Below are 13,862 nucleotides of genomic sequence, written 5' to 3' on the forward strand. Positions count from 1 at the left end.
ATGACCGTGCTGTCCGTACGCCCGTCCCGCACGTCCCGTCCGTCCCGCCCGGGGCAGGCGACCAGCCTCCGGGCCCCCGGGCTCGACTGGCTGCTGATGGGCGCCACGCTCGGTCTCGTGGTCCTCGGCACCCTCCTGGTGTGGTCGGCGACCTCGACCCGCGCCGACCTGACCGGCGACGACCCGGACGCGTACCTGCGCAAGCAGCTGGTCAACGTCGCGATCGGGCTGGTGCTGATGGTGGCCGTGCTCGCCACCGACCACCGCTGGGTCCGGATCCTGGCGCCGGTCGCCTACCTCGCGAGCATCGCGGGGCTGGTGATGGTGCTGGTCGCGGGCTCCACGATCAACGGCTCCCGCTCGTGGATCCAGCTGGGCGGCATGTCGATCCAGCCGTCCGAGCTGGCCAAGCTGGCCGTCGTGATCGGGATGGCGCTCGTCGTCGCCGAGCGCACCGAGCGCCGGTGGGGCCGGAAGGTCGGCAGCCTCGAGGTGGTGGCGATGCTCGCGATCGCCGGGGTGCCCGCCGTGCTGATCCTCCTGCAGCCCGACCTCGGAACGATGCTGGTGCTCTCGGCGACGGTCTTCGGCGTGCTGGCGGTCGCCGGCGCGGGCCGTCGCTGGCTCGCCGGCCTGACCGTCACCGCGGTCGTCGGCGCGGTCGGCGCCGTCGCGATGGGCGTGCTCAAGCCCTACCAGGTCGACCGGTTCCTCGCGTTCACCAACCCCGACCTCGACCCCCGCGGCGCGGGCTACAACACCGAGCAGGCGCGGATCGCGGTCGGCAACGGCGGGCTCTTCGGCCAGGGCCTCTTCGGCGGGTCGCAGACGCGGTCGGGCTTCGTGCCCGAGCAGCACACCGACTTCATCTTCACCGTCGCGGGCGAGGAGCTCGGGCTGGTCGGCGCCGGCGTGCTGATCGCGCTGGTCGCCGTCGTGGTGTGGCGCGCGCTGGCGATCTCCGCGGCCGCGGGCGACCTGTTCGGACGCGTCGCTGCCGCCGGCATCGCCTGCTGGTGGGGCTTCCAGGCCTTCCAGAACATCGGCATGTGCCTGGGCATCATGCCGGTGACGGGCGTGCCGCTGCCGTTCGTCTCCTACGGCGGCAGCTCGATGTTCGCCGGGATGCTCGCGCTGGGGCTACTGCAGAACATCCACCTGCGCTCGCCGCACCGCGCGCTGTCACGGTGACGCGGAGGCTGACCCACAGGTGTCCGGCGGCGTGAGCCGCAGGTCGGCCCAGAGCCGGTTGTGGTCGGAGGCGCCCGACGGCGCGACCTGGCTGACCAGCGGCTTCAGGCCGCGGGCGAAGAGGTAGTCGATCTTCCGGCCGCCGCGGCTGGTCGCCGAGCGGCCCTCGCCGGCGACGGTCCAAGTGTCGGTGAGCTCCTGGCCGATCGCGGCCACGGTCGCGGAGGCGGGCCAGGCGTTGAGGTCACCGCCGAGCACGGTCGGGACGTCGTCGGCGGCCACCACGCCCGCCACCTGCCGCGCCTGGGCGAGGCGTACGTCCGGGCGGGTGGCGTCGAGGTGGGTGTTGTAGACCCGCAGCGCCTGCCCGGAGACCTCCAGCGTCACCCACTGCAGGCCGCGGCCCTCGGCGCGCGGGCTGCGGACCAGCTGGATCCGTCCCTGCTGCACGATCTGGAAGCGGCTGAGGATGAGGGTGCCGTAGCCGCCCGTGCCGCGGACCAGGTTGGTGCTGAAGGAGCCGTCCATGCCGACCGCCTCGGCGAGCAGCTCGGCCTGGTCGACGCCGCCGGTGCGCAGCATCCGGCGGTCGACCTCCTGCAGCAGCACGACGTCCGGGTCGATCTCGAGGATCTCGCGGGCGATCGCGTCGAGGCTGCCGGTGGAGCGGTGGGTGTTGAAGGACAGCACCCGCAGCCGCACCGACTGGCGGAACTGCTCGCACACGAGCTCGTCGAGGCCCTCGGGCGGGGAGGGGACGGTCTCGGACGCGTCCGCGGTGGGCGACGGCTCGCCCGCCGAGGTGACGTCGCGGTCGTCGTCGGTCGAGGTCGGCGTCGTCGGCGCGGGGACGTCGGCCCGGTCCGGACCGCCGCGCTGGTCGCGGAGGAACAGCACCGCGATGACCGCCACGAGGACGACCACGACGCCGATGCGGAGCCACTCCTCGCGTCGGCCCATCGTGCGTCCCCCTGCTGGATGTACGGGTGGATCGGCGGCCGGGTCGGCGGCCGGATCCGTGGTTAGGCCGCACCGGTCGCGGCGGCGTACCCTTGATGATCGCGCACCGGGCCAACGGTCCGCCCGTCCGGCCCCCTCCACCCCGGCTCCCCGCCGGTCGTCGATCTTCCTCAGGTAGGTGTTCCCCAGCATGTCCGTCGCGTCGGTGTTCCCGCGCCTGGAGGCCAGGCTTCCGTCGGTGCAGAAGCCCATCCAGTACGTCGGTGGCGAGCTGAACTCGGTCGTCAAGGACTGGGACTGCGCCGAGCAGTCCGAGACCGGCGGACCGACCGTCCGCTGGGCCCTGATGTACCCCGACGCCTACGAGGTCGGCCTGCCCAACCAGGGCGTCCAGATCCTCTACGAGGTGCTCAACGAGCGTGAGTGGATCCTCGCCGAGCGCACCTACGCGGTGTGGCCGGACATGGAGGCGGTGATGCGCGCGGGCGACGAGCACGGCCCGATCCCGCAGTTCACCGTCGACAGCCACCGCCCGGTCGGCGCGTTCGACCTCTTCGGCCTGAGCTTCTCCACCGAGCTCGGCTACACCAACATGCTCAACGCCCTCGACCTCGCCGGCATCCCGCTGCACGCGGTCGACCGCGGCGAGGACGACCCGGTCGTGATCGCCGGCGGCCACGCCGCCTTCAACCCCGAGCCGATCGCCGACTTCGTCGACGCCGCCGTGCTCGGTGACGGCGAGGAGGTCGTGCTCGCGATCTCCGAGGTGGTGCGCGAGTGGAAGGCCGAGGACCGCCCGGGCGGTCGCGACGAGCTGCTGCGCCGGCTCGCGGTCACCGGCAACATCTACGTCCCGCGCTTCTACGACGTCGCCTACGCCGCCGACGGCTCGATCGAGGCGGTCGTGCCCAACCGGCCCGGCATCCCGTTCCGGGTGCGCAAGCACACCCTGATGGACCTCGACCAGTGGCCGTACCCGCAGAACCCGCTGGTGCCGCTCGCCGAGACCGTCCACGAGCGGTTCTCCGTCGAGATCTTCCGCGGCTGCACCCGCGGCTGCCGGTTCTGCCAGGCCGGCATGATCACCCGCCCGGTCCGCGAGCGCTCGATCAAGACGATCGGCGACATGGTCGAGAACGGCATCCGCAAGTCCGGCTTCGAGGAGGTCGGCCTGCTGTCGCTCTCCAGCGCCGACCACACCGAGATCGGCGACGTCGCCAAGGGCCTCGCCGACCGCTACGAGGGCTCCAACGTCTCGCTGTCGCTGCCGAGCACGCGCGTCGACGCCTTCAACATCACCCTCGCCAACGAGTTCTCCCGCAACGGCCGCCGCTCCGGCCTGACGTTCGCCCCCGAGGGCGGCTCGGAGCGGATGCGCAAGGTCATCAACAAGATGGTCAGCGAGGAGGACCTGATCCGCACGGTCGCGGCGGCCTACTCCCACGGCTGGCGCCAGGTCAAGCTCTACTTCATGTGCGGCCTGCCGCAGGAGACCGACGAGGACGTGCTGGCCATCGCCGACCTCGCCAAGCGCGTGATCGCCACCGGTCGCGAGGTCTCGGGCCGCAACGACATCCGCTGCACGGTCTCGATCGGCGGCTTCGTGCCCAAGCCGCACACGCCGTTCCAGTGGGCGCCCCAGCTCGACCACGAGGCCACCGACGAGCGGCTGCGCCAGCTGCGCGAGGTCGTGCGCCAGGACAAGAAGTACGCCCGTGCGATCGGCTTCCGCTACCACGACGGCAAGCCCGGCATCGTCGAGGGACTGCTGTCGCGCGGCGACCGCCGCGTCGGCCGGGTCATCGAGGAGGTCTGGCGCGACGGCGGCCGCTTCGACGGCTGGAGCGAGCACTTCTCCTACGACCGCTGGATGGAGTCCGCCGAGCGCGGGCTGGCCGGCAGCGGCGTCGACGTCGACTGGTACACCACCCGCGAGCGCGACTACGACGAGGTGCTGCCCTGGGAGCACCTCGACTCCGGCCTCGACAAGGACTGGCTGTGGGGTGACTGGGAGGACGCCCTCGCGGCCGCCGACGGCGCCGACATCGAGATCGAGGACTGCCGCTGGACGCCCTGCTACGACTGCGGCGTCTGCCCGGAGATGGGCACGGAGATCCAGGTCGGCCCGACCGGCCAGAAGCTGCTCCCGCTGTCAGTGGTCTGACAGCGCCTGACCGGCTGGTGCCCGGCGCGAACGCCGGTGCCGCAGCGTCCGCCGTGGCATAGTCGCCGCTCGTGCTGCACCTCCTCGACCTAGGGACCCGGAAGTTCTGGCGGCTGACCGGGCGACCGGTCGACCTCGCCGGTGCCGAGCACTGGCTCGACGCCCCGATGAGCGGGTCGTCGCGGGTCGCCGCGGACTGGGTCGACGCGGAGGCGGCGCGGCACGGTGGACCGCCCGCCGTCGTCGAGGAGGGCGCGGGCCTGCTGCCGTCGATGTCCCTGCTGGACGGCCCCGGCTTCGACGCGTCCCGGCTGCGACCCGAGGTCCGCGACTTCTACGAGCACACGTCCGCGTGGCAGATGGAGGTGTGGACCGGCTGGTCGCCGCTGTTCTGGCCCGGCGGCGAGGTGGTGTCGCGCGTCTGGGGCCGTCGGGTGGAGCAGCTCGCGCTGCCGATGCGCCCGCTCGACGTGGCGCGCGGGATGGACAGCCGGATCACGCCGATCCGTGACGCGACCGGCGCCCAGGTCGCCGCCGCCTGGACGCGTACGCTGCGCGCCGACGGACGGCCGGTCTTCAGCGGGGCCTACTCCGCGGGCGCCGTGCCCGGCTCCGACGGACCGAGCGTGCACGTCGCCTTCCCGCTCGAGTCCGGCAACGTGCAGGTGTTCCTGCGCCCGACGGTCACCGACGACGGTGGCCTCCTGCTCGAGTCGCCGTCCGGCCGGTTCGGTGACGACGGGGCGTACGTCGTCGTCCGCGACGGCGGCGGCACCCACGCCGCACGGGTGCCGCTGCACGAGACGTTCCACGTCTTTCTCGACGACCACGGGGTGCTGCGCACCGACCACGAGCTCCGGCTCTGGGGCGCGTCGGCGGTCCGCCTGCACTACCGGCTGGACCGCGCCCGGTGACCCTCCACTCCTTCCACCTCGCCGAGGTGCCGGCGCACGTCGGGGCGCGGGCGCTGCTCGGCTCCGGTCTCGCGTCGGACGGCCTCGACCACGCCGAGTGCCTGTCGCTGATGCGGCTCGGTGCGCCGACGGTGTCGCCCGATCGGCTCCAGCTGCGGCGGCTGGCGGTCTTCGCCCAGTGGCGCGACGAGAACGCCCTCGACGCCTTCCTCGACCGCGACCCTGTCGGGCGGCGGCTCGCGGACGGCTGGCACGTACGCCTGGAGTTCCTGCGCCGGTGGTCGACCCTCGCCGCGCTGCCGGGGCTGCCGGTGCGCGCCGGCGCGTGGGACCAGGACGAGCCGGTGGTGGCGGTGACGCTGGCGCGGATGCGGCTGCCGGAGGTGCCGCGGTTCCTGCGGCACGGCAAGCCGGTCGAGCGGCTGGTGCGCGACCACCCCGGGGTGACGCTTGCCCTCGCGGCAGTCCGCCCGCCCCGCACGATCTCGACCTTCTCGGTCTGGCGCACCGTGCGGGAGATGGAGGCGATGGTGCACGGTCGCTCGCAGGTCGCCCAGCCGGCCCGCCACGCGTCGGCGATGGCCGAGCGCGAGCGGCGCGACTTCCACCACGAGTTCGCGACCTACCGCTTCCGCCCGCTGTCCGAGCACGGCGCGTGGCAGGGCCGCAGCGCCGTCGTGCCGGGTCGATAGAGTGCGGCGCGTGAGCGAGCCCGACCCCGAGACCGTGCGCGAGAACCTGCGCGACGAGGTGGACCTGCTGCGACGCGAGCTCGCCGCGGCGCGCGCCGACCAGGAGACGTGGGGCGAGCGGGAGGCCCGGCTGCGCAGGTCGCGCGACCGGGCTGCCAAGGCCGCCGACGTGCTGTCCGAGCTGCTCGCCGAGCGGCTGCGGGTCGAGACCGCGGTGGCCGGCGCGGGGGAGCGCTCGTGGTGGCGGCGCGGCTCGACGTCGGTCAGCGCCGAGGAGGCCGGCCAGCTCGAGCTGATCCGCCAGTCGCCGCTCTTCGACGCCGCCTTCTACCTGCGCACCCACCTCGACGTCGCCCGCCGCGGTGAGGACCCCGGCGTCCACTTCCTGCGCCACTGGGACCACCCGTTCCGCAAGCCGAGCGAGTCCTTCGACATCGCGCAGTACGTCCTCGACCACCCCGAGGTGATCGTCGAGCGGGTCAACCCGCTGGTGCACTTCCTCGCCTCCGACGAGGCCGAGGGCGCCGACTCCTACCCCCCGGCCAGCCGGTGACCGGCGCGTCGACGCCCGGGCTCGACGCGCGCCTGCAGGAGCGGCGCGACCGCCTCGCCGACTTCGAGGCCCGCTGGTCGGTGTTCGTGCGCCGCTGGCGCAAGGCCGCCGCCGAGGGGCCGGAGGCCGCCGCCGCGCTCGTCGAGCAGGCGCTGCGCGAGGGGCTGCCCGAGGCCCCCGACGCCTCCGGGTCCGTCGCGGAGCGTGCCTCCCTGGCCGCAGCGCGCGCCGTCGTCGCGGCCAGCGGCTACCTCGACGCCGACGAGTACGCCGTGCGCCACCGGCTCAAGCGCGGCACCGACCCGTACCGCCACCACGTCGAGTCCGGCTGGCGGCTGCTGCAGAATCCCAGCCCCCGCTTCGACCTGTGGAGCTACTGGGCCGACCACCTCGACCCCACGCAGGACGGCGTCGACCCGCTGCTCCACTGGCTGCTGGTGGGCCGCCACGAGGGACTGCCGCCGGTGCCGCCGACGGTGCCGGCACGTCCGACCACGCCGCTCGACGGCTCGCCCCGTCGGATCTGCCTGTTCGCGGCCTACGACCAGGACGGGCTCGTCGACGACTACGTCGTGACCTACCTGCGCGAGCTCTCCCGCCACGCCGACGTCTACTACCTCGCCGACGGCGTCCTCGAGCCCGGCCAGCTCGACCGGCTCGCCGACGTCACGGTCGGGGCGTGGAGCGTGCCCCACGGCGGCTACGACTTCGGGTCGTTCTCGATGCTCGCGCGCGACCTCGTCGGCTGGGACGTCGTCGACACCTACGACGAGCTGCTGCTGGCCAACGACTCGTGCTTCCTCGTGCACCCGCTCGACGAGGTCTTCGCGACCATGGACGCCCGCGCGTGCGACTGGTGGAGCCTGCAGGCCACGTCGATGGAGCACGACGAGAACTACTTCCGCGACGACTCGCCGATCCCGCTCGCCGAGGCGAAGCGGCGGTTCGTGGGGCAGCGCCACTTCAGCGACGTGCGCTACCTCCACCTCAGCTCGTACTTCCTCGCCTTCCGCCGTCCGGTGACGACCGACCCCGGCTTCCGCTGGCGCCTCGACACCGTCGTGCCGCAGGAGGCGAAGGGCCTCGTCGTGCACAAGTACGAGGTCGGGCTCAGCCGCCACCTCACGGACGCCGGGTTCGACTTCGACACCTGGCTGCCGGACCTCCAGCCGTTCCACCCGCTCTACTCGCGCCACGTCTTCGACCTCCTGGGGCAGGGCTTCCCGCTCGCCAAGCGCAACTTCCTCGGCGAGAACCCGCGCCGCGCGCCCGGCGTGGGGGAGTGGCGCGAGCGGATCGCGGCCCTGGCGCCGACCGCGCGCACCGACGAGATGGCCGCCAACATCGCGCGGGTCACCGACCCTGCGCGGATCCACGACGCCTACGACGTGGTGCTCGACGAGTCCACCGGGCGCCGCACCGTGCGGACCTCCGCGCTCGCCGGGCACCCGTTCCGCCGGATGGACCGGGAGACGCCGTCGTTCAGCCACTGGTGGGCCTTCGCCGCCGGGCCGAGCGGCCGGCTCGACCCGGGCGTCCGCGCGGTCCTGGAGGCCGTGCGCGACGACCCGAGCATCCGGAAGGTCGTGCTGAGCCGCACCCGCCCGCTGCTCGACGACGTCGCCGGCGAGGGCGTCACGGTCGTCCCGGTCGCCACCCTCGAGGGGCAGGAGACGCTCGTGCGCTGCGGCGTCGTGGTCGTCGCCGACCCGCTCGACGCGGCGCTCCCGCACGCCCCGCTGCCCGCGCGGCACCGGATCCTCCACGTCGGCGCGCCCTTCGACGACGCCCGCCCCGCCCCGGACCTCGGGGCGGTCGACGCGGTCGCGGTCGCGTCGCGGTTCGAGGCCGCGAGCCGCCGCGTCGCGAACCCCGCGCTGGGCGAGGACGACGTCTGGCTGTCCGGCCTGCCCCGCCACGACCTGCTGCTGCCCGACGCGGTGCTGCCGGCCGACCTCGCCGCAGCCGAGGCCGCGCTCCGGGAGCGGCTCGACGGCCGCGCGCTCGTGCTGGTCACCGGGTCGGCCGCCGCCTGGTCGGCGGACGACGTCCTGCGCCTGCACGACTGGGCGAGCGGCGCCGGTGCGGTGCTGGGCGTCCGCGAGGCGCGTCCCGACGCGGCCGGCGGGCTCACCCGTCGCTTCGCGCCGGTGGCACCCCTCGGGCTCGGCGACCGCTCGGTCGTGTCCGAGGCCGTCGTGCTGCGCGCCGCGTCGGTGGTGGTCGCCGACACGACCGCGCTGGCGCTCGACGCCCGCGCCGCCGGGTGCGCCCACCTCGTACGCGCTGCCGGGTGCAGCCTCGACGACCTCCTCGAGCGGCTCGGTGCCGCGGCCGACGCCGGGTGGTCCGCCTCGTCCGACCTCCCGGCCGGCACGTTCCCGCTGGACGGCGGGGCTGCGCGTCGGTTCGTGCGGCAGGTGCGGGAGCGCGAGCTCGCGCGGAGCTGAGGAGGACCTCTTGTCATCTGATTCGAACAGGTGTACGATCGTGCGTAGCACGCCGGTCCGGAACGGTTCTCTCGTCTGAGGTGACGGAGTTCCCGGGATCGGGTCAGTCACTCATAGAACCCGTGTTGGTGCTCGCGGGACGCCTGACGGCTCTCGGGTGACGACCTGGCTAGTGGTGCCACCCCATGCCTCACCGCTTCGCCCCGGACCCGGGCGGATGTCAGTGACGTGCGTGCGAGGAGGTGGCCCCGATGGATCAGGATCTACAGCATCCTGTCGTGGGGTGCGCCGGCGACCTGCGCTCCTCCTTGAAGAGCGTGGTGTCGGTGGAGCCGGTGTTCATGTCGGTGGCCGACAAGCGGGCGGCGCTGGTGGAGCTGGCGGCGGCGCGTTCTCAGCTGGACGGTCTGCTGGCGCGGGTGCTGGCGGCCTCGGACGATCTGGGTGCGGTGGAGGGGTCGCGGGACGCGACGGCGTGGCTGGCGCGTGAGACGCGGGTGACGCGGCGGGAGTCGCGGCGGGACCTGGCGTTGGGGCGGGCGTTGGAGGCGCACCCGGAGGTCGGGCGTCAGCTCGCGGACGGCACGCTGCGCTCGGAGCAGGCACGAGCGATCGTCGACGCGGTCGACGCCCTCCCCTCCCGGGTGGACGACGCCGTGCGCGCGGAGGCAGAGTCGCGGCTACTGGCCTACGCGCGTGAGCATGACGCGAAGGGGTTGCGGCAGATCGGGAAGCGGATCCTGGACGTGGTCGCCCCGGAGGTGGGGGAGTCCGCCGAGGCCGACGCCCTCGAAGCCGAGGAGCGTCGGGCGGAGGAGTCGGTGTCGTTCTCGATGTCCGATGACGGTGAGGGGCGTTGCCACGGCCGGTTCACGGTCCCGTCTCACGTGGGGGCGATCCTGCGCCGGATCCTGCTGGCTCTCGCGAACCCGGCCCGCCACACCGAGGCGGACCTGCGGGACGAGGCGGGGGTGTGGAAGCCGTCGCGGCGGCGGATGGGTGAGGCGTTCGTGGAGTACGTCGAGCGCTACCCGACCGACGCGTCCCCGCAGACCGCGGGCGTGAACGCGACCGTGGTGGTGACGATGACGCTGGAGCAACTGCTGGGCGAGCACGCGGCCGTGCTGTTAGACGACGGGTCGCGGATGTCCGCGGCGCAGGCACGTCGGCTGTCGTGCGAGGCCGGCATCATCCCGGTGGTCCTCGGCGGTGACGGGCAGCTCCTGGACCTGGGAAGGTCGCGGCGGCTGTTCTCGAAGGCGCAGCGCATCGCGTTGGGTCTGCGCGACGGCGGCTGCACCACGCGGGGGTGTGAGACGACCGCGGCGGGGTGTCAGGCCCACCACGACGACCCCTGGTCCAACGGCGGCGCCACCGACCTGGTCAACGGCCGGTTGTTGTGTCCGCGCCACCACCGCCTGGCCCACGACCCGCGTTACGCCAAGACCATTCACGCCGACAACCAGGTCACCTTCGTGATGCGGACGTGACGGGGACGGTGACCGAGGAACATCCGCTCATGCCGATGTCAGGATCCCTGAAGGTCCGGAAAGGCCGCGCAGCCACCACGTGCGCGCCCTGCGAGGGCTCGCCCAGTCGGTTCCCCTTGGCATTCCCCGTGGCAATCGACGGAAGGACCCTAGGGCACAGGCGGCAAGGGCCGCTCCGGTCGGGCGCTCACTGGATGCTCGCCACCGGGATTCGCTTCTCCGTGCCGTCCGACCAGGGAACTGAGGACCATGCGATCCGCAGGGTCGTGCCGGCGTCGATGGTTGCGGGATAGGACAGGTCCATGTCGCACAGGTGCAGGACGTCGATGGGGACGACCTCTGACTCCACGACGTCATCCTCGTGCACGGCGATGATGGCTTGGTGGGTGTCAGTGCTGTCCAACTTGTCGGCCAGCCCTGCGGCGCCGCGCCACCTGAACCCGAGCTCGTCTCTGATTGCCTTGGCCCCGGTGTACGCGCACACGATCACCACTCCGGAGACGTCGTGATCGTAGATGTCGGACAGGGCAAGCGTGTTCACCTCACTCGTCGACTCCATGAAGTCGTGCACCGACGTGCCCGCCTCCTCCTCACCACAAGCGGACACGATCGGGAGGAGTGCCGTCAGAGCCAGCCAGCTGATCGCCGATCCCCGCCGAGACGTCGACATCAGCATGTGTGGCACGAGGACAGTATGTAGTTGAGCATCCGCACACACCGCGTGGAGCGCGCGGATCTGGCACCCCTCTGTGTCAAGACGCAGCCGGTATTGGGGTTCTAGGGTTGGCGGTGACGGGTCCGGGAAGTGACTTGTCCGAAGAGCTGGTTCGGGGATGTGAGCCGGTCGCGCTGGATTCAGAGACGTTTCCCCGTTGTCCTCCCGGGCCTGTCCTCGGGCGTGCGGCGACGGCGTCGTTGAGCATCGTTTGGAACACGATGTCGGAGAGCCGACGTTTGACGCAGCGCATCGCTTCCATCGGAGCTTTCCCGTCGGCCTTCTTGCGGTCGTAGTACTCACGTCCAGGTGTCGGGTTGCGGAGCTGGACTCTGGCCATGGTGTGCAGGACCCGGTTGATCTGGCGGTTGCCTCGTCGTGAGAGTCGATGGCGGACGTTGTCGCCCGAGGAAGCGTCGATCGGTGCGGTGCCGTTCCAGGACGCGAAGTGCGCCTTGTTCGGGAACCGGGTGATGTCACCGACCTCGACCAACAACCGGGCAGCACCGGTGGGTCCGATGCCGTGGAGATCGAGCAGGGTCGTGCCGGTTTCGGTGACCAGTTCGGTGAGCTCTTTGTTCGCGGCCTTCTTGCGGGCGTAGATCTTCTCGAGGTCCGCGATGAGCTCGGCAGCGACCCGGCGGCGGGTCTTCCCGGCGATGTCGCGTGGCCGAACTCCTGCGAGCAGGGCTTTGGCCTGGGCCGCGGAGAGATCGCGCTTTGCCCCACCGGGGATGAGTTCCAGCAGCAGCTGGTGCAGTTGGGAGACCTTGCGGGTGTGCTCCTCGCCCAAGGACCTGCGTCGGTCGACCAGGAGCCGCAGGACCGCGAGCTGTTCGTCGTTGACGACCGGCCTTAGTCCGCTCATCCGGGTGCCGACCACCGCGACCGAGTGCGCGTCGGTCTCATCGGTCTTGCGTCCCTGGCCGGTGGAGAAGACCCGGGTCCGTGCCGACAGTTTCGGTGGGACATCGACCACCTGCTCGCCGTCGGCGAGGAGCCGGACCGCGATGTGTTTGCCGATGCCGGCGCAGCCCTCGACAGCCCAGACCCGGTCAGGCCACTGCCCGGCGTAGCGCAGCATCTGCGCATAGCCCTCGCTGTCGGTAGCGAACCGGCCGCCACCCAGAACCGCTTCGTCGGCTGTCATCACCTCGATCGTTGCCGACCTCTTGTGCGGGTCCATCCCGATCACTACTCGTGCTGGAACTGATGTGCTCACGCCTTCCTCCGATGCTCTGACCTATTCGGTTGGCGAGCCGGGAGGGCAACGCTGCTTCGAGCTGGGCAAACCCCTCTTGAGCCTCTCCGGGCCCTGACGACGCCCGGGCTGCGCAGGCCAGATGAGAGCCACACGACCAGCGTGGGCAGCCGAAATGAGAACGACAACCCGGGCGCCTGGACCGAGCCTCGCCAGGCACCAGTCCTAGGTCAATGGAACAAGCAGCCGAGATGCGGTCTCAGCGGCCGCGCTGAAAGAGTGGCAGCATCGGCGCATGGCTCCGGTATCGCGTCGACTCGCTCGACGGATCGAGCACGACTTCAACCCGGACGTCGCAGAAACCGTCACCCGGGTTGTCGTACGTGCCTCTCAGTCCGAGAGGGTGCAAGCAGCGATCGTGCTGGTCGCCGACGGCGACGCGCGCGAAGTCGCACGACAGGCCGAGCTGGCTCGGGTCGACTGGCGGGACGTCCTCGTCAACGCAGGTCTGGCGACCGAGAACTGGAAGACAGCCTTGGACCAGCAGCTGGGTCGATAGGCGCCCCCGGTCGCCGCGTTGCGCGGCGCATCTGCCGATGAGCGTGCGTCCACGGGGGTGATACTCGCACCGTGACCGAGGACGATCTGGTCGAGGCCGTCATGCTCTGGACCGGTCGCGGGACCCGATCGCGGCCTGGCCGCGACGACGCAGCGCTGGTTGAGGAGTTCGGGGAGGCCCGAGGGCTCGACTTGCTCACGACGCTCCGGTCCCTGCAGCCGACTTCTACCGCTTCGAGGCGCACCTGAGGGAATCGGACCTCAACGCGATGACAGACCGGGCCACCGAGGAGTTCAGGTCGCGGCACCCAGAGGCGCCGCCCGCTGTAGTCGACACCCTCGCGTGGTGATACTCGTTCGACTACAAGTAACGGCCCGGATCTGCCGGTGATGAGCTCACGGACCTGCCGATGAACGGTCTGTCGACGTGACTATCGGCCCGCGGCCACCTCGGCGGCTACGCGGGAGGACTCTGTCGGCATGTCGCCGCTGACCCGTCGCGCCGAGATGTCCGTCGCCAGTGCCTCCACCACTTCGTCATGAAAGGCGAGGAAGTAGTGGTTGAGGCCGTCCCACGTGGCGTCGGAGTGGTAGTCGTGGACCGAGTTGATTCGACGGTGCTCTTCGAGCCATGGCGAGTTGTGGACGACGTGGGCCTCGTCGAACGAGAGACCCCTTCCCCAGAACGGGTGTCCGTGCAGGACCTCGTCGTTCGGATGCCCCATCCGGACGTTCGAGCAGCCCTCGAAGCGGATCTCGATGACGTGCTCGTCCACACCCGTCGCCAAGGACTCGTAGCAGAGCACGATCGCGCTGCGGGCACCCGCGATGAGCATCGGCAACGGCGCACCGGCGTCCCACTTCACGCCCAGGTCGAGGACTTCCAGCTGGACTCGGCGCCTCATGGCGACAGGGTTCCACGGGTTTCAGCGGGTCACGCGGATACCGCTTCTACGCGCGATCAGGTCGTCCTA

At 71.7% G+C, this 13,862-nt stretch carries 12 protein-coding genes; 8 read left to right on the top strand and 4 right to left on the bottom strand.

The annotated features are described in order from the left end of the window. Entirely contained in the window at positions 1-1,191 is a 1,191-nt protein-coding gene (rodA, locus tag KDN32_RS05705) for a rod shape-determining protein RodA (RefSeq protein ID WP_211731093.1), read from the top strand. Here rodA and KDN32_RS05710 read toward each other — a convergent pair. Continuing rightward, positions 1,183-2,151 (bottom strand): endonuclease/exonuclease/phosphatase family protein, encoded by a 969-nt coding sequence (locus KDN32_RS05710; protein WP_211731094.1) that lies wholly within the window; start codon positions 2,149-2,151, stop codon positions 1,183-1,185. The genes rodA and KDN32_RS05710 overlap by 9 nt on opposite strands. Before the next feature lie 190 nt (positions 2,152-2,341). Here KDN32_RS05710 and KDN32_RS05715 point away from each other — a divergent pair, with 190 nt between their 5' ends. The 6 genes from KDN32_RS05715 (at position 2,342) to KDN32_RS05740 (ending at position 10,414) form a co-directional block, all read left to right on the top strand. Beyond that, positions 2,342-4,315: a TIGR03960 family B12-binding radical SAM protein gene (locus KDN32_RS05715; RefSeq protein ID WP_211731095.1), complete on the top strand. Its 1,974-nt coding sequence runs from the start codon at positions 2,342-2,344 to the stop codon at positions 4,313-4,315. 71 nt (positions 4,316-4,386) lie between these two features. Then, positions 4,387-5,229, top strand: a complete 843-nt coding sequence (locus tag KDN32_RS05720; protein ID WP_211731096.1) for a hypothetical protein — start codon at positions 4,387-4,389, stop codon at positions 5,227-5,229. After that, positions 5,226-5,921 carry a hypothetical protein gene (locus tag KDN32_RS05725; RefSeq protein WP_211731097.1) on the top strand — a complete coding sequence of 232 codons (696 nt, stop codon included), beginning with the start codon at positions 5,226-5,228 and terminating at the stop codon, positions 5,919-5,921. Before KDN32_RS05720 ends, KDN32_RS05725 begins: the two co-directional genes overlap by 4 nt. A 10-nt stretch (positions 5,922-5,931) precedes the next feature. Next, positions 5,932-6,474, top strand: a complete 543-nt coding sequence (locus KDN32_RS05730) for a hypothetical protein (RefSeq protein WP_211731098.1) — start codon at positions 5,932-5,934, stop codon at positions 6,472-6,474. Then, positions 6,471-8,924: a rhamnan synthesis F family protein gene (locus KDN32_RS05735; RefSeq protein ID WP_211731099.1), complete on the top strand. Its 2,454-nt coding sequence runs from the start codon at positions 6,471-6,473 to the stop codon at positions 8,922-8,924. The genes KDN32_RS05730 and KDN32_RS05735 overlap by 4 nt, the downstream gene beginning before the upstream one ends. A gap of 251 nt (positions 8,925-9,175) precedes the next feature. Further along, complete coding sequence (locus KDN32_RS05740) at positions 9,176-10,414, top strand: HNH endonuclease signature motif containing protein (protein ID WP_211731100.1); 1,239 nt, start codon at positions 9,176-9,178, stop codon at positions 10,412-10,414. Positions 10,415-10,601: 187 nt separating this feature from the next. Here KDN32_RS05740 and KDN32_RS05745 read toward each other — a convergent pair whose 3' ends face one another. After that, complete coding sequence (locus tag KDN32_RS05745; RefSeq protein WP_211731101.1) at positions 10,602-11,099, bottom strand: hypothetical protein; 498 nt, start codon at positions 11,097-11,099, stop codon at positions 10,602-10,604. Positions 11,100-11,166: 67 nt separating this feature from the next. Then, positions 11,167-12,315, bottom strand: coding sequence for an IS110 family RNA-guided transposase (locus KDN32_RS05750; RefSeq protein WP_211731102.1), 1,149 nt, complete (start codon positions 12,313-12,315; stop codon positions 11,167-11,169). A gap of 310 nt (positions 12,316-12,625) precedes the next feature. On the opposite strand from KDN32_RS05750, the gene KDN32_RS05755 reads away from it, so the two are divergent. After that, a complete protein-coding gene (locus tag KDN32_RS05755) occupies positions 12,626-12,889 on the top strand; it encodes a hypothetical protein (protein WP_211731103.1) in 264 nt (87 codons plus the stop codon). A gap of 430 nt (positions 12,890-13,319) precedes the next feature. Here the strand turns inward: KDN32_RS05755 and KDN32_RS05760 are convergent, their stop codons facing one another. Further along, positions 13,320-13,754 (bottom strand): hypothetical protein, encoded by a 435-nt coding sequence (locus tag KDN32_RS05760; protein WP_211731104.1) that lies wholly within the window; start codon positions 13,752-13,754, stop codon positions 13,320-13,322. Positions 13,755-13,862 lie beyond the last annotated feature (108 nt).

It is taken from the genome of Nocardioides palaemonis (genome assembly GCF_018275325.1).
GTDB lineage: Bacteria > Actinomycetota > Actinomycetes > Propionibacteriales > Nocardioidaceae > Nocardioides > Nocardioides palaemonis.

Excerpts from the sequence above, each read along its gene's own strand:
- KDN32_RS05715 (WP_211731095.1), top strand. The coding sequence starts at position 2,342 with ATGTCCGTCGCGTCGGTGTTCCCGCGCCTGGAGGCCAGGCTTCCGTCG.
- rodA (WP_211731093.1), top strand. The coding sequence starts at position 1 with ATGACCGTGCTGTCCGTACGCCCGTCCCGCACGTCCCGTCCGTCCCGC.
- KDN32_RS05755 (WP_211731103.1), top strand. The coding sequence starts at position 12,626 with ATGGCTCCGGTATCGCGTCGACTCGCTCGACGGATCGAGCACGACTTC.
- KDN32_RS05750 (WP_211731102.1), bottom strand. The coding sequence starts at position 12,315 with ATGGACCCGCACAAGAGGTCGGCAACGATCGAGGTGATGACAGCCGAC.
- KDN32_RS05710 (WP_211731094.1), bottom strand. The coding sequence starts at position 2,151 with ATGGGCCGACGCGAGGAGTGGCTCCGCATCGGCGTCGTGGTCGTCCTC.
- KDN32_RS05740 (WP_211731100.1), top strand. The coding sequence starts at position 9,176 with ATGGATCAGGATCTACAGCATCCTGTCGTGGGGTGCGCCGGCGACCTG.